This window comes from Streptomyces sp. NPDC018019 (assembly GCF_044327805.1).
Lineage (GTDB): Bacteria > Actinomycetota > Actinomycetes > Streptomycetales > Streptomycetaceae > Streptomyces.
Window position 1 is genome coordinate 77,050 of record NZ_JBIRGD010000017.1, and the last position, 17,230, is coordinate 94,279.

Below are 17,230 nucleotides of genomic sequence, written 5' to 3' on the forward strand. Positions count from 1 at the left end.
GCGGAAACCCGGAAAGGACCATACCCGGAACCCTACCCACCGGAACTCGCGCGCGGAATGCCGGTGATGACCTTGCCGAAAGCCGGCCGGTGGCCGGGGAAAGACTCCCGGCCGCATTCCGCGCGGCTTCGGCGGCGGCGGGACGGCGGGGGCACGGCGGTGGCCCGCACGCGCCGCCGTCCGCCCGTACCACCACCGCGTTTCGGTGACGGCGCGTCACATACCCGGCCCGCTGACCGCCGCTTCCCCGGCGAAGGTCCTGCTCTCCATCAGGAACTCGGCCAGGGCGCCGTCGTGCGGCAGGCCGGGGCGGGACCAGTGGGTGGGGACGGCGCCCCAGTGGACGTTGCGGATCAGTGGGCTCGCGAGGCATTCCCGTACGAGGTCCGCGTCCTCGCTCAGCACCGTGAGGGCCAGCGTGCGGCCGAACGCGGCGGGGCGCAGCTCGGGACCCCAGGGCGCCACGGCCGCGTACGGGAAGGGCAGTTCGACGCCGAACCGCGGGTCCCGCGCGCTGTCGAGGGGGACGACGACCGGCCGCAGGACGGCGCTGCCGTCCCCCAGGTCGGCGAGGAACCGTTCGGCGGGATCCGTGCCCGGCCCGGACTCCGGGTGCGCCCCGGACACCAGGTGCGGCCCGGCTGTATCGTGCAGCTGCCGCGCGAGGCGGCGGGCCTCGTCCAGTGGCCGGACGGGCAGGGCCGCGTCGGCGTGGTCCGGCGGCAGCAGCGGCAGGCGGGCGAGCCGTTCGGCCAGGGCGTGCGCGAGTGCCGGAGCGTCGTCCTCGCACAGGACGGCGCTGGCGTTGAGGCACTGCACCCCGGCGTCGGCGGCGACCGAGTCGGCGACGGTGTCCAGATGGGCGCGCCAGGGCACGTCCCGGGTGATCAGGACCTTGGAGCGGCCGGGGCCCTGCGCGAGCACCCGCCGGCTGTCGGCGTGGCGGGCGACGACGCCGTCACCGCCGTAGACCAGCCCGAGGTCGGCCTGCTCGACGAGGGCGTCCGCGTGCTCATGGGTGGTCGGCAGCAGCGCCGTGTACCCGGGGGTGAGACCGGCCTCCCGCAGGGCCCGGACCAGCCGTCGCGGGGTGAACGGGTCGCGCTGGGAGGGGCGTACGGCCACCCGGTGGCCGAGGGCGAGGGCGCCGAGCCACTCCAGGTGGGTGGCCGGGTGGTTGCCGGGCGCCAGGACACCGAGCACGTCTCCCCTGCGTGCCCACACCGCCGTCGCACCGGCACGCGTCCGGCCCGCGGCGGGCGGGCCGCCGAGGGGCAGGTCGGCAAGGGGTACGGCTCCGGTGGGGCGCTGCGCGGCCAGGGTGTCCGCCGCGGCGCGCCCGGTGCGTGCCACCGCGTCGAGGGTGCGGCGGGCGACGGCGGCGGGCAGCCCGGAGACCAGCGCCTGGCGGCGGCAGTAGGCGTCCGGGGTCTCGCCGTCGAGGGTCGCCGTGGCGAACAGCTCCCCGGCCCGCGCCAGGGCCGCGAGGCGGTCTTCCGTGGGCTGTTCGGGGGCGGCGCGCATCTCGTTGATCACCTGGCGGATCAGCAGGGGCGGCGCGAGGGAGAGTTCGCCGGCCGGGCGGCCGGTGACGTCGGTCAGGGTGGTGCGGTGGGCGGAGCGGTACGGTCCGGTGGGCCGCTCGACGTCGATGTCGCAGCCGGTGCCGTCCGGGGTGTCCGCCAGGTCGCCGGCCACCTCAGTACACCCCCTCGATGATCTTCGTGTGGCCGTCGGTGAAGGGCTGCACGTCGGCCACGCCGTCGCCCGCGTAGCCCGGCACCGGCGCGACGCGGATCGCGGTGTCCCGTTCGAGGACGTGCGGCAGCAGCACCTCCGGGCTGAGCTGGCGCATGCACACCCGGCCGCGCTCGCCGTACGCCACCTCGCGCGAGAGGTCGTCCGGGTCGAGCAGGGACAGGTGCACGTACGGCTGGAAGCTCTGGAAGACGCACGGGTGGGGGTCGCCGGGCGCCGCGGGCCGCTGAGGCGCCGCGCCCATCATCGTGTTGCCGTACAGACCGCTGACGGCCGCGTCGGGGAAGACCTCGGCGGACAGCAGCCGGAGCGTCTCGGGGTCGATCGAGGTGCTGCCCCACAGGATGCCGCGCACCTGGTCGCGGACGAGGCCGGCGAGCCGCGGGCGTTCGGCGATCGCCTCCAGGAGGGGCGGGGTCGCGTACAGCAGGGAGACGCGCTGCGAGGCGAGGACCCGTTCGGCCTGGTCGAGGATGTGGTCGACGTAGTGCCGGGCGATGTCGGTGTGGCCGTCCTTCAGGCACCGGCGCACCCAGCGCGGGTCGAGGTCGACCGGGAAGAAGACCGCGCCGCGCAGCCGGGCGAGGCCGCGCACCGCCTCGGCGACGACGTGCGGGCCGGTGGGGCCGAGGAAGAGCAGGTTGCCGTCGTGCGAGGGGAAGCCGTGCTCGTCGAGGACCTCGGACCACCAGCGGGTGTTGCGGTCCCACTGGCCGAGGTCGACGATCCGCTTGGGGGCGCCGGTGGTGCCGCCGCTCTCCCAGACGGACGGCAGCCTGCCGAGGCCGCGCAGCCCGGCGGGCATCAGGTCCTCGACCGGCAGGTCCCGCCACTCGGCGCTGACGTTGGGGAAGCGGTTCAGGTCGGCGACGGTGGTGATGTCCTTGCGCGGGTCGAAGGGCAGCGAGGCGGCGCGCTCCACCCAGAACCGGGAGCCGGTGGCCGGGTCGAAGTGCCACTCCATGGCCGCGGCCACGACGGCGTCGGGGGACGGCAGTTCGTGCCAGGGCGTGCCGAGTACGGCATCCACGTCGCGCATGCTGGTTCACCTCTCTGCTGGCTGCGTGCGGTCGGGCGCCGGGCGGTCCCGGCGGCCCGGGCGGCGACGGCCACGGGACACCGGCTCCCGGTCCGGGTGCGCGGCGGCGTCCGGCCCCCGGTGTCTCCGGCCCGTCGGGCCCGTCCGGTGAGATCCACCCGATCATGGGATGTTTGTCGGTGCAATGCGGCCCGGGTCATTCCGGCTTGAAGCGCACGGGGGCTGGCTTGAACCGGGTCCCCGCTGATGACCGCGTGGAGACCGGCTCCCGCCGGACCCGCCCCGCGGATTCCGCTTCCGCGTCTTCCGGGGCGCGGCAGGTACGGCCGGGCCCCGTACGCCTCAGCGCCTGGTCGCGCGCAACGCGAACATCAGCGGGACATGCGGCTGCCGCGGAGGCAGCCGCCACCAGCCGTTGTCCGCCTGCTCCATCGCCGCGAAGCGCTTCCAGGGCAGCAGGTCCGTCTCCCGCAGCAGGTCCACCGTCAGCCCCGCGCCGATCACCGCGCCGACCGTCTCCCCCAGCCCGTGCCGCCACTCGTAACTGGTCGTCGCGCCCTCCACGGGCGGCCCGTCGGTGTACGTGTACGGCGTGTCGCTGCGGATGGCGCCCCGGCCCGCCAAGTAGTCGTGGGCGAGCAGCAGTTGTTCGTCCCCCGGAGCGCGGTCCGGGTCCGGTACGGCGCCCAGGGAGTTGAGCAGCGGGTGGAACTCGACCACGTACAGCGTGCCGCCCGGCCGCAGCAGCCCGGCGATCACCTGCGCCCAGCGGGACAGGTCGGGCAGGTAGCAGAGCGCGCCCTTGCCCGTGTAGACCACGTCGAAGCGGCGGCCGTCCAGCGCCTCGGCGGCCCGGTGCACATCGGCCTGCACGAACTCGATGTCCCGTCCGGCGTCCGCCGCCAGCCGGCGCGCCTGCGCCACGGCCGCGCCGGAGAAGTCCAGGCCCACGGTGTGCGCGGCGCCCCGCTCGGCGAACGCCTGCGTCTCGGTGCCCAGGTGGCACTGGAGGTGCAGGACATCCCGCCCTTCCAGGGGCCCGAGGTCGTCCCACTCGAAGGGGGCGAACCAGTCGTCGGCGGTGCGCGAGCCGTCCAGGCCGTAGAAGTCGCTGGCCACGTGCACCGGCGTACGGGCATCCCAGTTCGCCTGGTTGGCGCGCAGCATGGCCTCGGTCGTCGGGACGCCGCCCCCGGGAAGTGTGCTGTCCTCAGTAGTCACACCGGTCTCCCTACCCGGCGGCCCGCGAACGGATGCCCGATACAGAGCGCCGCGCGTCAGGTACGCGGCGTTGCCGTGCGTCTGTCCCGGCGAGGAGGTGTGTGCGGTGTATCCACCGAAGAACTTCGACATCGGGTGGCCGGATCTCGCGTACGGGATGGCGGCCTGCGCCCGCGGCGGGGATGCCGACCGGTGGGCGGCTGCCGTGGAACGGCGGTTCGCTGACGGGTGCATGGAAAGGGGGGCGGCGGACGGCGGCGCGCGGGCCGCGGGCGGGGGTGCCGGAGACGAGCGCTGTCTGGCAGCGCTGTCGGTGCGCAGCGCGCTGGATCTGGCGCTGGCCGCCGCCTCGCTGCCGCGCGGCAGCGAGGTGCTGATGTCCGCCGTCACGATCCCCGACATGTGGCGCATCGTCATGGAACACGGTCTGGTGCCGGTCCCGGTGGACCTCGACGCGGGCACGCTGCTGCCGACCGCCGAGCAGTGGGCGGCAGCCGCCACCGAGCGGACGCGGGCCGTCGTCGTCGCCCACCTCTTCGGCACCCAGGCCCCGCTGGGGCCGCTGGCGGAGCTGGCCGCACGGCGCGGCTGGCTGCTGGTCGAGGACTGCGCCCAGGCATACAGCGGCCCGGACTTCCGGGGCAGCCCGGGCGCGGACGTGTCGCTGTTCAGCTTCGGCCCGATCAAGACGGCGACGGCGCTGGGCGGCGCGGTGGCCGTCGTACGGAATCCGGGTCTGCTGGCGGCGATGCGCGCGCTGCACAGGGAGTGGCCGGTACAGGGGCAGGACGCGCAGGCCCGCCGGGTCGCCAAGTACGCGCTGCTGGCACTGCTCACCGCACGGCCGGTCTACACCGGCCTGGTGGCCGCCGCCGGGCTGCTGGGGCGCGACCACGCGAGCGGCTTGCAGAGCACGGTGGGTGCCTTCGCCGGTACGGAGCTCCTGCCCGCGATCCGGCAGCGCCCCGGCCCCGCGCTGCTCGACCTGCTGGACCGGCGGCTGCGCGCTCCGGACACGACGCGGACGGTGGCCGGGCGGGCGGCGGTGGCCCGGCGGCTCGCGGCCCGCCTGCCGGACCCGTCGCTGGTGTACGGCGCGAGCGCACCGGTGCACACGTACTGGCTGTGCGCCGTCCCCACCCGGGACCCCGACGCGACCATCGCCCGCCTGCGCTCCGTGGGCTTCGACGCCGCGCGCCCGGCCTCCCTGGGCGCCGTACCGGCACCACCCGGCCGCCGGCAGGGCGCGCGGACCGCCGCCCACCTCGTACGGCACGCCGTCTGCCTGCCGCTACGCCCCGGTATGCCGGAACGGGCGCTGGCCCGGATGGCGGCCGTCCTCGACCCGGAGGACTGGGGCCCGAAACCGTGACCCCGCCAGACCGTCGCCCCACCGGCCCCGCCCCCCCAGGCCGCCGCGCCCAGAACGACGCATGGCCACCGTCCCCCTCCGGCACGAACTCCTCCGCCTCCACGACGAGCCCGCCGGCCGTGATCCACTCCCGGTACGCCTGCCTGCCGGAATGGCTCCACCACATGGGAGCACCGGCACCGAGCCAGTTCTCCTCGGTCCCGGTCCAGGCGCCGTGACCGGTGATCGCGAGCAGACTGCCGCCTGGCCGGAGCCACCGGGCCGACGACGTACTCGACCTGGGGTGCGGGTGCGGGCCCCGTCGCGCGGGCCCTGAGTGCCGCCGGGCATGCCGTGACCGGTGTGGACCTGAGTGAGGTGCAGGTCCGGCGGGCCCGGGAACTCGTGCCGCTCGACGAACAGCCCGTCCTGCTGTTCCGCGTCGCCGGTGCCAGGGGCCCGTCACTCCCCCAGGCCACCCATTCTCCGGTACACCGAGCGCAGCAGTTGGTCCTTGGCCGGGCCGGTCACCTTCCAGCACAGGTGCCACTCCGTCGGTGAGGCGACGGTGAAGTCGCCCTCGTAGCGGTCGGCGGCGCAGGGGTGGTGGGTGGTCCAGTGGCCGGTGCGGAGGTCGAGGTCGTGGAAGGGACGGCCGTCGGCGAAGGTGACGGTGGCGGTGCCGTCGGGGTGGGGGTGCAGGCGCAGGGTGCGGGTCGCCGGGGCGGTGGTGCCGTTCCAGGTCAGTTCGCCCTCTTCGGCATGGAGGAGGGCGGTGCCCTCGTCGGGGTCCTCGGGGCGGAAGTGCGCGGTGCCGTGGAAGGTGCCCTGCGTACCGGTGCGGACGTCGAGCACGGTGCGGTCGACGGACCACCGTCCGGCCAGGTACGCGGCGGTGTCCGGGACCGGGTGCCGGCCGCCGGGTGCGGGCGTGCCGTCGTGCTCTGTCGACATGGCGTCATTGTCCCCGGTGGCGGCTCCGGAGCGGTGGGCGGGCCGCCGGACAATTGCGGTGCGGGCGCGTCCGCCGGGTCAGTAGGGTGCCGCGGGGCCGGGGTGCGGGGCCGGTCCGGACGACGAGGAGCACGAGGAGACGGTGTGGGCGCAGTGGGCGGCGGGTCCGGGACACGCCGGGCGCGACAGGTGCTGGTCTTCGATGCCGACGACACGTTGTGGGAGAACAACGTGATCTTCGAGCGGGTCATCGAGGAGTTCCTGACCTGGCTGGACCATCCGGAGCTGGGCCGGGACGGCGTACGGGCCCTGCTGGACGAGATCGAGGCCGCCAACGCCGCGGTGCACGGCTACGGCAGCAAGGTGTTCCTGCGCAGCCTCGGCGAGTGCGTACGGCAGGTTCGGCGGCGGTCGGCGAGCGAGGCGGAGCTGGCCCGGATCGCCGGCTGGGCGCGGGCCTTCGAGGCGGACGAGGTGGAACTGATCCCCGGGGTCGCCGAGACGCTGGCGGAGCTGGCCGGGCGGCACGAGTTGCTGCTGCTGACCAAGGGCGAGGCGGCGGAGCAGCGCCGGAAGGTGGAGGTCTCGCGGCTGGCCCACCACTTCCGGGATGTGCGCATCGTGCCGGAGAAGAACGTCGGCACCTACCGGGAGCTGGTGCGGTCGCACGGGCTGACCGCGTCGGTCACCTGGATGATCGGGAACTCCCCCAAGTCGGACATCCTGCCGGCCCGGGAAGCGGGCCTGAACGCGGTGTTCATCCCGAACGACAACACGTGGGTGCTGGAGCACGGTGTGCTGGACCCGGCCGACGAGAAGGTGCTCCACCTGGAGAAGTTCGGCGAGTTGCTGCGGCACTTCTAGCGGAGGTTGCTCGCCGCTGCGGGGCGGCGCATGGCGGGTGCCGTGCGCCGCCCGGTGTCACTTCGGTTCGGTGTCACTTCGGTTCGGTGTCACTTCGGTTCGGTGTCACTTCGGTTCGGTATCAGATCGGCTAGGTATCAAATCCGTTCGGTTTCGGGCCCGTTCGGCATCACATCGGTTCGGTGTCGGTCAGTTCACCGTCCAGCGCGAGCCAGCGGGTGATGCCGATCTCGCGGAGGAACGCCACGTCGTGGCTGACCACGATCAGCGCGCCCCGGTAGGAGTCGAGGGCCGTGACGAGCTGGCGTACCGAGGCCATGTCGAGGTTGTTCGTGGGCTCGTCCAGCATCAGGAGCCGGGGCGCGGGCTCGGCCAGCATCAGGGCCGCGAGGGTGGCCCGGAAGCGTTCGCCGCCGGAGAGCGTGCCCGCCCGCTGGTCGGCGCGGGCGCCCTTGAACAGGAACCGCGCCAGCCGGGCCCGCACCACGTTGTTGGTGGCGTCCGGGGCGAACCGCGCGACGTTCTCGGCGACGGTCAGCCCGTCGTCGAGGACGTCCAGCCGCTGCGGCAGGAAGCGGTGCGGTACGTGGATCTCCGCCTCGCCCTCCTCGGGCGGGATCTCGCCCGCGAGCGTCCGCAGCAGCGTGGTCTTGCCGGAGCCGTTGCGTCCGGTGAGCGCGACCCGCTCCGGGCCGCGCAGCTCGATGTCGGCGTACGCGCCGTAGCGGGCCCGCAGGCCCCGTACGGTCAGCACGCCGCGGCCCGGCGGCACATCGGTGAGCGGCAGGTCGACGCGGATCTCGTCGTCGTCCCGCACCGCCTCGGCGGCCTCGCCCAGCCGCTCCCTGGCCTCCTTGAGCTTCTCGGCGTGCAGGCTGCGGTGCTTGCCGGCCGAGACCTCGGCGGCGGCCTTGCGCGCGTTCATGACGATCTTCGGCTCGCGCTTCTGGGCGTACATCTTGTTGCCGTACCGGACCCGGCGCGCCAGCTTCACGTGCGCATCGGCCAGTTCACGCTTCTGCCGCGCCACGTCGGCCTCGGCGACCCGCAGCATGCGCTCGGCCGCCTCCTGCTCGACGGCGAGCGCCTGTTCGTAGGCGGTGAAGTTGCCGCCGTACCAGTGGACCTCGCCGCCGCGCAGGTCGGCGATGCGGTCGACCCGGTCGAGCAGTTCGCGGTCGTGGCTGACCACGACCAGGACGCCGGACCAGCCCTCCACCGCGGCGTAGAGCCTGCGGCGGGCGGCCAGGTCCAGGTTGTTGGTCGGCTCGTCCAGCAGGAGCACGTCCGGGCGGCGCAGCAGCAGCGCGGCCAGCCGCAGCAGGACGGACTCGCCGCCGGAGACCTCGCCGATGGTGCGGTCGAGGTCGATGGCGTGCAGGCCGAGCTGGTCGAGGGTGGCGCGGGCGCGCTCCTCGACGTCCCAGTCGTCGCCGACGGCGGTGAAGTTGGCCTCGCTGACGTCGCCGTCCTCGATGGCGTGCAGGGCGGCGCGGGTCCCGGCGATGCCGAGGGCCGCGTCCACCCGCAGCGCGGTGTCCAGGGCGGCGTTCTGCGGCAGGTAGCCGACCTCGCCGGCGACCTTCACGGTCCCTTCGGCGGGCTCCAGCTCTCCGGCGAAGAGCTTCAACAGGGTCGACTTTCCTGCGCCGTTGAGACCGATGAGGCCGGTACGTCCGGGGCCGACGGTCAGGTCGAAGTCCTCCAGGACGGGCGTGCCGTCGGGCCAGGCGAAGCCGAGGCCGGCACAGACGATGGCGGCGGCGGTGGTGGAAGAGGTGGTCATACGGGTCTCCTCGATGCGCGTGGCAGAACAGGGACAGCGCGGGAGACACCACGGGAAGGTCCACGAGAGCCGGGCGGCGGCACCGGGAGCGGTGGGCCGGGGGCGGGCGGGCCGTGTTTGCGGATCGCCGAGGTCGCGGACAGGCCGCACGACGGGTGCCGGGCGCGCTCTTCGCGCGCTGTCGCACCTCGCGCCGTGGGCGCGGTGTCTCATGACCTCAGACGAGCAACGGCCTTCTCCAATCGACGGCAATGGGGCCGAGAAGAACGGTACGGCGGGCGCCGCGAAAAGGCAAACGCTATTTCTGTTGCGTTTGCTGTCGCCCCCCAAGAGCCCGCCCCGCGCCCGGCCCCGGAGCCGGTCGGGGCAGCACCACCGCCCCGCGCCCTGCCCCGCCGTCAGTCTCGCGCGTGAAGCCGTACCCGGGCCGGGCCGGTCGCCTGGAGGGTGATCCCGGCGGTGAGCGGCACGTCCCGGTCGACCGCCGTCAGCTCGTACGAGCGCAGCAGCACGGCCGCCGCCAGGACCGACTCCAACATCGAGAAATGCTGCCCGATGCACGCCCGCGGGCCGCCGCCGAACGGGAACCACGCGTAGCGGTGGCGCGCCGCCTCGCGCTCCGGGGTGAACCGCCGCGGGTCGAAGCGCTCCGGGTCCTCCCACAGGCCGGGGTGCCGGTGGGTCACCCACGGCGAGACGATCACGTCGGCCCCGGCCGGGATCCGGTGCCCGCCGATCTCGGTGGCCGCGACGCCGCGCCGGCTGACCACGGGCGCCGCCGGGTACAGCCGCATGGCCTCCTTGAGGGCCATCGTCAGCCGCGGCAGCCGCTCCAGGTCGGCGGCGTCCGGTGCGCGGTCCCCCAGGACGGCGTCGATCTCCGCCCGTACCAGCGCCTGTTCCTCCGGGTGCCGGGCGAGCAGGTGGAGGGTGAAGGCCAGGGACGTCGCGGTCGTCTCGTGTCCGGCCAGCAGGAAGACCAGCACCTGGTCGCGCAGTTCGGTGGCGTCCAGGCTGCCGTCCGCCGCGTTGCCCGCGCGGGTCAGCAGCGTGAGCAGGTCGGTGCCGTCGCCGGACTCCCCGGCGGCCCGCCGCTCGGCCACGATCCGGTCGCAGACCGCGTGCAGTTCGGCGGTCGCGGCGGCGGCCCGGCGGTTGGCCGGGGTGGGCCAGTGGCGCGGCGGGTTGCGGGGCGAGAAGCCGCGCCGCACCACGTACGTGTTGATCACCGGGAAGCAGCGGTGCACGGTGGCGACCGCGGCCTCCACGTCCGTGCCGAACAGGATGCGGGAGACCGTGCGCAGCGCGAGCCGGTTCATCTCGCCCACCAGGTCCACCGTGCCGCCGGGCGGCGTCCGCCAGCGCTCCGCGACGGCCTGCGCCTCCGCCGAGACGGCCGCCGCGTAGTCGTCCACCCGGCGCTTGGTGAACAGCGGCTGCACGATCCGCCGCTGGCGCAGGTAGTCGGCGTCCTGGCTGGTGAGCAGGCCGTTGCCGAAGGACTGCCGGACCTCTTCGTAGAACGGGTGGTCCTTGCGGAAGTTGGCGGCCTCGGCGGCCAGGATGCGCTGGCTTCCCTCGGGCGAGAACACCCCGTAGAAGACGCTGCGCAGGCCGGGCGGACCCGCCGTGAAGCGCACCAGGTCGCCGTGGTCGCGCCGGGCGCGCGCGAAGGTGTCGAGCGTGCTGCGCCGCAGGTCGAACATCGAGCCCAGGAACGGGACTCCTTTGGGTCCCGGTATCGCCGGGCCGGTTCGTATGGTGAGGGTCATGAGGCCGATACCTACCCCACGTAGCATGGGCCGAATGATCAACAAGCGTGCCGGCCGCCAGCCCGCCGAAACCCCCTGCCGCGTCACGGTCTGCCGCGGCTGCTGCTGCGGTGATCCGCGCAAGGTCCCGGGCGTGGACCACGCGGCGCAGATCCCGCGGCTGCGGGCCGCGCTGGCGGGCGCGGCGGAGGTCCGCGCCTCGGAGTGCCTGGACGTCTGCGACCAGGCCAACGTCGTCGTGGTCCAGCCGTCCCGCGCGGGCCGGGCGGCGGGCGGGCGCCCGGTGTGGCTGGGCCTGGTCAACGACGACGCGGCGCTGGACGACGTGGCCGCCTGGATCCGCGCCGGCGGCCCCGGCCTGGCGGAGCCGCCGGGGGTGCTGGATCTGTACACGTTCACCGTGTCACGGCGGGTGCGGGAGGCGCTGGAGGGCTGAGCACGGGCATCTGGCCCGGGGCCGGACTTGGCCCGGGGGCTTCGTCCCCGCCACCCTTGGGTAAGCCCCCGCCGGGGGGACGATCACGTTCGATTCGCCCAGTAGGCACGCAGCCCGCCTCGGCTCACCTCCGCCCGCCTCGGCAACGCGGACCGGGGTTCCCTCCGCCCCGGATACGGCCGTTGCCGGAGCGACCGCCTGGACGCGGTGGAACATCGCGGAACACGGTGGAACACGGCGGCGCCCGGCCGGCGTCCTGCGGCATGATGGTGATCATGACGGAGGAACGCCTGCCCGAGGCGGCAGAGGTGGCCCGGCTGGCCCAGGAGGCCGTGCCCGGCGTGGGCGCCGCCGACGTCCGGCCCATCGGTGAAGGCGGCGACCACGCGTCCTGGTGGGTGGGACCGGATCATGTGGCGCGGTGCGCGCTCGGCTTTGGTGGGTCGGAGCGGCTGCGCCGGGAGGTCGCGCTGCGCGAGCTGATCGGCGGGCGGACCGGCGTTCCGGTGCCGGTGAGCGTGGCGAGCGGGGACTGGGCCCGGGGGCGCGCGTTCACCCTCGACACCCGGCTGGACGGGGTTTCCGCCGAGCGGCGCCCGGTCCCGGCGGCGGGCGAAGCCGATCTCGTACGGCTGCTCGTCCAGCTCGCGCAGGTGCCCGTGGCGGACGCCGAGGCGCTGGGCGTACCGCCGGAGGCCCCGCGCAACATGCCCGGTCTGCTGCGCCGGGCCTCGGCGGCGGCGGAAGCCGTGGCGGCGCGCGGCGAGTTCGACGGGGCGTGGCTGCCACGGCTGCGCGTGCCAGGGGCGGAAGCCGCGACGGCTCCCGGCACCCTGGTGCACAACGACCTCAAGGGCGAGCACCTGCTCGTGACCGAGGACGGGCGGATCGGCGGCGTGCTGGACTGGACGGACGCGGTGACCGGCGACTCCGCCGAGGACGTCGCCGGGCTCGCGATCTCGGTCGGCGCCGTGGCCGCCGTACGGATCGCGACGGCCGCCGGGTTCGGCCCCGGCGCGTACGCCCGCGCGCTGCAACTGGCCCGCTGCGACACGCTGACGCTCCTCTCCGACCGGCTCCGCGGCCTGGACGACAGCCCCTTGCCGCTGCTGCGCACGCAGTTGCGGAGGGCGTGGGAGCCGACGGCCCTGGACGGGCCGGAAGGCGCCTGATCCGCTTACGTCCCCTGGCCGTGGCAGTGCCCGCCCCCGCCGCTCTCGCGCGGCAGGTCGAGCGTCGGGTTCCGGTCGAAGAACCCGGTCGGCCGCAGCGTGAAGCCGCAGCGGTCGACCGGCATGACCGGCCAGTCCTCCGGCCGCGGCAGGTGCGTCGGCCCGAAGCAGTGCCAGAGCGTCAGGGCGGTGTTCTCCAGGGACTCGCCGGGGCGCGACCACTCGGTGACACCCGCGCCGCCGGGGTGCTGGTTGGGGTGGTCGCCGTCCGGGAAGCGGCGGTCGGGGGCGCTCCGGGTGACCCACAGGTGTTTGGTGGCGTAGGCGACCCGGGCGGCGACCGGTGAGCCGGGCCGGGCGAGCAGCGTGGGGCCGGCCGGCTGCGGGGTCAGGGTGTAGGCGACCGGCTGTCCGGTCCGGTTGCGGGCGGCGGGGTTGGTGATCCGCCAGCGGCGCCCGGCGGCCGGGTCGGCCAGCCGTCCCGCCTCGCCGGAGTCGGTGACGGGGGTGGCGCGGACGGTGAAGGCGTTGCCGTTGGGGTTGTCCGGGCCCATGGGGAGCGGGACGACATCGACCTCCTCCACCGTGTTCGCGTGGCCGTCCACCGCCGGGTCCAGCCGGGCGCAGAACAGATGCTGGTGGTACGGAGCCTGGAGGCCGGGGGCCACCTCGGTGGCGTACGGGGACACGGTGCCCGGTGCGGACGCCGAGGTCTGCACCAGGCCGGTGGACTTGACCTCGAACTCGATGCCGCCGTCCTGGTAGAGGTACCAGTAGAAGCCGTAGTCGTAGTTGCCCAGCGTGGCGATCCAGGAGACGACCAGGCGGCGGGAGCGGCGGCTCTCCGCGGTGAAGTCGTCGAACATGTTGCTGTGTTTCCACAGGAGGCCGTGGTCCTCCTCGTGGATGCAGATGGCGTTGGGCAGCGTCTGCGGGACACCGTGGTCGTCGGGGACGACGGCGTCCACGTACACGATCTCGCCGAGGCAGTCGCAGCCCAGCCGCAGCGCGTTGGCGTTGCGGCCGAGGGTGTACTCGCCGACGTCCAGGTAGCAGATCCAGTTGCGGTCCGCGCCGGGGTCGGCGTACGGGACGGCCATCTCGGCCAGCGAGGCGCGGTGCAGCACGGGGCGTACGCGGTCGCCGTCGCGGACGGACAGCTCGTGCAGAACCAGGCCCTCGCGGGCATTGAAGTCCAGCCGCAGCGACCAGTTCTGCCAGGTCAGGCGGTGTCCGTCCAGGGTGAAGGAGGGGCCGGCGGGCTGGCTGATCTCCAGGGGCCTGAGGTCGGTGCGCGCGGGCCCGTTGAACTCGGCCTCGTAGCGTCCGCATTCCGCCGGGACCGGCACCGCTCCGGTGTCGATGAGCCGGATGACCCGCCGTTCGGTGAGGTCCACGTCGGCGACCAGGCCGCCCACGGGGTGCGCGAACGGGTTGTCGGCGGTGTCGCAGCGCAAGAACGTCAGCGAGCGCAGCATCCGGCGCCCGGTCTCCTCGGCGCGGCCGAAGTTGCCGGCGGCCAGCGGGGCGCAGACGGCGAGCGTGGTGTCGGTGATGCCGCGCTCGGCCATGGCCGTGCGCCAGCCCGGGTCGGCCTTGACGATCTCGTCGCAGCGCTCGTACTCCTCGAAGAGGATGGGCGGCCGGCCGTCCGCCGCCGGGTCCAGGTCGCGGTGTGCGAGCAGCACCCGGGCGGTCACGTCGACCACCGCCTCGGAGCCGGCTCCGGTCGCGGTGTCCAGGAGGGTGACGCGCAGCCGCCGGACGACCGGGTCCCCGGGGCGGTGGGCGGCCACGGTGTGCCGGTCCGGTTCGTCCGGCAGGATCAGCGGGAAGCGGGTGGTGTCCCCCACCAGCCCCGCGTCGTCCAGGACCACGCGGGCGGCGGTGATCTCCGCGGCGGTGAGCGGGTCCAGCGGGTGCGGGGCGGTGGCGCTCTGCCGTCCGGACGGCCGCGGTACGGGGGCGTCTTCCCGTCCGGGCGGCCGCGGGGTGGTGGCCGTCGTGTCCGCCGGTCCGGACGGCCGGGGGCCCCTCGCGCTGTCTGCCATCGGTCAGCTCTCCTCACGCGGGGTCGACGGGGACGGCGCGCTCGCCGCCTTCTCCAATTGGAACGCCTCGTTGCCCAGACCGATGCGGGCGTGCGTCCGCGGGCGCCGGGCCCGCAGCACGCGCCCGTGGACCAGCCCGACCACGGCCGCCAGGCCGATGACGCCGGGCAGCACCCAGTTCAGCACCGAGCCCGCCGCGGCGCTGACCAGCACGCCGAAGTCCTTGACCGCGTACACCAGAACGGTCAGCAGGCCGAGCGCGGCCAGCCCGGCGGCCAGCAGCCGCCCCGCCTGCGCCCGGGCCGCGCCGCGCCGTACGAAGAAGGCGATGACGGCCACCGACGCGGTCGCCATCAGCACGATCACGCCGAGCGCGCCCACGTTGCCGCCCCAGGTGAACAGCTTCAGTACGGGGGTGGTGGGGTCCCCGGCGGGCGTCCGGTCGGTGAGCGCGAAGGCGGCCACGACGACGAGCGAGATGACGGACTGGAGCAGCGAGCCGAGCGCGGGCGCGCCGCTGGACCTGGCGGTGCGGCCGAGCGCCGCGGGCAGCAGGCCCTCGCGGCCCATGGCGAAGGCGTAGCGGGCCACCACGTTGTGGAAGCTGAGCATCGAGGCGAAGATGCCGGTCACGAAGAACACGTGCAAAAGGTCGGTGAAGGTGCCGCCGAGCCGCGGCGCGGTGAGCGCGAAGACCAGGTTGGGGCCTTCCCGGCCCGCGGTGGCCACGACGTGGTCCGGCCCGGTGGCGACGCCGATCAGCCAGGAGCTGAGCGCGAAGAAGACCGCGACGAAGCCGACGGCGAGGAACATCACCCGGGCCACCACGGTCTGCGGCCGGCTGGTCTCCTCGGCGTAGACGGGGGCCTGTTCGAAGCCGACGAACGCGGCGACGGCGAAGCACAGCGCGGTGCCCAGGCCCGCGCCGCCGAGGGTGGCCGGGTCGAAGGCGTGCAGCGTCAGGCCCTGCGGGCCCGGCCGGGCCGCGAAGGCGAGGTCGAAGACGACGATCAGCACGACCTCGATGGCGAGCAGGACGCCCAGCACCTTGGCGTTCAGGTCGATCTTCAGCGCGCCGAGCACACCGATGACCAGGACGCCGAGCAGGGCGGGCACCCACCAGGCGACGGTGACGCCCAGGTGCTTGCCGAGCAGCCCGGAGACCTCGAAGCCGAAGATGCCGTAGATGCCGAACTGGAGGGCGCTGTAGGCGGCGAGCGCGACGAAGGAGGCGCCGGCGCCGGCCGTGCCGCCGAGGCCGCGCGCGATGTACGCGTAGAAGGCGCCGGCGTTGTGGACGTGCCGGCTCATCTCCGCGTAGCCGACGCTGAACAGCGCCATCACCACACCCAGGATGACGAAGAGCAGCGGCTGCCCGACGATGCCCATGACCTGGTACGTGGTGACCATGACGCCGGCGACCACCATCAGGGGCGCGCTGGCGGCCAGCACGGACAGCAGCAGGCCCGGCGTGCCGATGCGCCCGGCGCGCAGGGCCCGCTCCTGGCCCTTGAACGTACTGATCTCGCCGGGGCCGTCCGGTCTGCCCATGCGTCCCGGATTGCCCTTGTTTCCCGTACTGCTCGTCAGCATGGCGCGGAGGTGTCCTTTCCGTGGAGCGCGGAGACGGGGGTGGCGCGTGGTGCTGCGTACGTCGTGCGGGCGCCGGGCGCGGCCGGGGGCCGGACGGGCCGGGCGCCGGGGTCAAGCGGTGCTGAAGGCGGTGTCCCGGGCGGCCTTGAACGCCTTCCGGGCGTCCCGGTCCGGGTAGGACCACGGTGCGGCGGTGACGTGCGGGCCGATGCGGTGGAAGAGCGCGGCGGCCTCGGCCATCCTTCCCTCGTGGTACTTGGCGTGGGCGAGGAAGTTGAGGTCCACCTTGCGCCGCGGGTGGTCCTCGCCCTCCCATTCCAGCCACCAGTCGAAGGCCGCCTTCATGACCTGGCGCGCGCGGCGGGTGGACCAGTGGCCGGAGGCGGCCGGGTCCGCGGGTTCGAGTCCGGCGGCGGCCAGCGCGCGGTAGCGCTCCGCGTGCGCGACGACAGGCAGGATCGCCAGCGGCGAGTCGGCGGGGGCCTGTTCGGCGGCCCAGTACGCGAAGTCGTAGACCTGGTGCAGCGGGTCGGCGGCGCCGCCCTGCTGCTGCTCGGCCAGGCAGGCGGCCATCAGGTGGTGGGCGTGGTGGTGGTCCGGGTGCCGGGCCCGTACCTGGTCGAAGGCGTGCTCGCGTTCGTCGGGGGTGCCGGTGCGGCGGGCGAGGAGCAGCATGCCCAGCCACGGCGTCGGGTCGCGGGGCGCCATGTCGGCGGCGAGGCGGCAGGCTTCGCGGGCCGCGTCCGCACTGCTCCTGCCGCGCAGCGCCTGGAAGACGAGGGCGCAGCCGAGCAGGGCGGCGGCGTCGGCGCTGTCGGGTTCGGCGAGCCGCCAGTCCCCGGCCCAGGCGGCGCTGGCCGGGCCCTCGGCGAGCACCACCAGCCGGTGGCCGCGCAGGTCCCAGTCGGTTCCGGTGTCGGCCAGCAGGGTCCGTACCCGGGCCCAGCGGCCGTGCGCCAGGGCGTCCACGGAGGCGGCGAGGTCGGCGTCGTCCAGGGCCGGGTCGAGGACCAGCGCGTCCTTGCGGCGGGACCGGCCCAGCGGTGGGGGTGGGGGCGGGGGCGGGGTCACAGGCAGGAACACTCCACGACGCGCTTCACCTCCGGACGCGCGCCGCGTCCGGGCGCGTGTGTGCAGAATCGGTGGACTGATCGACACCGAACGGTCACGCACAGCAAACCGGCAGGCACAGCTTCGCGTCAAGGCTGTACCGAGAATGGCCGGAATACCAAC

The 17,230-nt window shown here is 74.4% G+C and carries 14 protein-coding genes; 5 read left to right on the forward strand and 9 right to left on the reverse strand.

Going from position 1 to position 17,230, the window contains the following annotated elements:
- Positions 1 to 216 precede the first annotated feature (216 nt).
- From ACH4FX_RS26395 to ACH4FX_RS26405, 3 genes are all read right to left on the reverse strand, one after another.
- Positions 217 to 1,698 carry an aldehyde dehydrogenase family protein gene (locus tag ACH4FX_RS26395; RefSeq protein WP_398482924.1) on the reverse strand — a complete coding sequence of 494 codons (1,482 nt, stop codon included), beginning with the start codon at positions 1,696 to 1,698 and terminating at the stop codon, positions 217 to 219.
- A 1-nt stretch (position 1,699) separates the two neighbouring features.
- Positions 1,700 to 2,797: a phenazine biosynthesis protein gene (locus ACH4FX_RS26400; protein ID WP_398482926.1), complete on the reverse strand. Its 1,098-nt coding sequence runs from the start codon at positions 2,795 to 2,797 to the stop codon at positions 1,700 to 1,702.
- A gap of 342 nt (positions 2,798 to 3,139) precedes the next feature.
- The gene (locus tag ACH4FX_RS26405) at positions 3,140 to 3,964 is read right to left on the reverse strand and encodes a class I SAM-dependent methyltransferase (RefSeq protein ID WP_398483130.1); all 825 of its coding nucleotides are present in this window, start codon (positions 3,962 to 3,964) and stop codon (positions 3,140 to 3,142) included.
- Between the two features lie 160 nt (positions 3,965 to 4,124).
- On the opposite strand from ACH4FX_RS26405, the gene ACH4FX_RS26410 reads away from it, so the two are divergent.
- The gene (locus ACH4FX_RS26410; RefSeq protein WP_398482928.1) at positions 4,125 to 5,390 is read left to right on the forward strand and encodes a DegT/DnrJ/EryC1/StrS family aminotransferase; all 1,266 of its coding nucleotides are present in this window, start codon (positions 4,125 to 4,127) and stop codon (positions 5,388 to 5,390) included.
- A 333-nt stretch (positions 5,391 to 5,723) separates the two neighbouring features.
- Complete coding sequence (locus ACH4FX_RS26415) at positions 5,724 to 5,930, forward strand: hypothetical protein (protein WP_398482930.1); 207 nt, start codon at positions 5,724 to 5,726, stop codon at positions 5,928 to 5,930.
- Here the strand turns inward: ACH4FX_RS26415 and ACH4FX_RS26420 are convergent.
- Positions 5,832 to 6,323: a DUF6314 family protein gene (locus ACH4FX_RS26420; RefSeq protein ID WP_398482932.1), complete on the reverse strand. Its 492-nt coding sequence runs from the start codon at positions 6,321 to 6,323 to the stop codon at positions 5,832 to 5,834. The genes ACH4FX_RS26415 and ACH4FX_RS26420 overlap by 99 nt on opposite strands.
- Before the next feature lie 144 nt (positions 6,324 to 6,467).
- Between ACH4FX_RS26420 and ACH4FX_RS26425 the strand changes: the two genes are divergently transcribed.
- Positions 6,468 to 7,187, forward strand: coding sequence for an HAD family hydrolase (locus ACH4FX_RS26425; RefSeq protein WP_398482934.1), 720 nt, complete (start codon positions 6,468 to 6,470; stop codon positions 7,185 to 7,187).
- 169 nt (positions 7,188 to 7,356) lie between these two features.
- Here ACH4FX_RS26425 and ACH4FX_RS26430 read toward each other — a convergent pair whose 3' ends face one another.
- Both ACH4FX_RS26430 and ACH4FX_RS26435 read right to left on the reverse strand, forming a co-directional pair.
- Entirely contained in the window at positions 7,357 to 8,973 is a 1,617-nt protein-coding gene (locus tag ACH4FX_RS26430) for an ABC-F family ATP-binding cassette domain-containing protein (RefSeq protein WP_398482936.1), read from the reverse strand.
- A gap of 398 nt (positions 8,974 to 9,371) precedes the next feature.
- Positions 9,372 to 10,745, reverse strand: a complete 1,374-nt coding sequence (locus tag ACH4FX_RS26435) for a cytochrome P450 (protein WP_398482937.1) — start codon at positions 10,743 to 10,745, stop codon at positions 9,372 to 9,374.
- Between the two features lie 34 nt (positions 10,746 to 10,779).
- Here ACH4FX_RS26435 and ACH4FX_RS26440 point away from each other — a divergent pair, with 34 nt between their 5' ends.
- Positions 10,780 to 11,181 (forward strand): (2Fe-2S) ferredoxin domain-containing protein, encoded by a 402-nt coding sequence (locus ACH4FX_RS26440; protein ID WP_398482939.1) that lies wholly within the window; start codon positions 10,780 to 10,782, stop codon positions 11,179 to 11,181.
- Positions 11,182 to 11,456: 275 nt separating this feature from the next.
- Entirely contained in the window at positions 11,457 to 12,353 is an 897-nt protein-coding gene (locus tag ACH4FX_RS26445) for a phosphotransferase family protein (RefSeq protein ID WP_398482941.1), read from the forward strand.
- A gap of 5 nt (positions 12,354 to 12,358) precedes the next feature.
- On the opposite strand, the gene ACH4FX_RS26450 is transcribed toward ACH4FX_RS26445, so the two are convergent.
- From ACH4FX_RS26450 to ACH4FX_RS26460, 3 genes are all read right to left on the reverse strand, one after another.
- Entirely contained in the window at positions 12,359 to 14,404 is a 2,046-nt protein-coding gene (locus ACH4FX_RS26450) for a primary-amine oxidase (protein ID WP_398482943.1), read from the reverse strand.
- A 3-nt stretch (positions 14,405 to 14,407) separates the two neighbouring features.
- Positions 14,408 to 15,955 carry an APC family permease gene (locus ACH4FX_RS26455; RefSeq protein ID WP_398483132.1) on the reverse strand — a complete coding sequence of 516 codons (1,548 nt, stop codon included), beginning with the start codon at positions 15,953 to 15,955 and terminating at the stop codon, positions 14,408 to 14,410.
- 153 nt (positions 15,956 to 16,108) lie between these two features.
- Entirely contained in the window at positions 16,109 to 17,068 is a 960-nt protein-coding gene (locus ACH4FX_RS26460) for a hypothetical protein (RefSeq protein ID WP_398482945.1), read from the reverse strand.
- Positions 17,069 to 17,230: the final 162 nt, after the last annotated feature.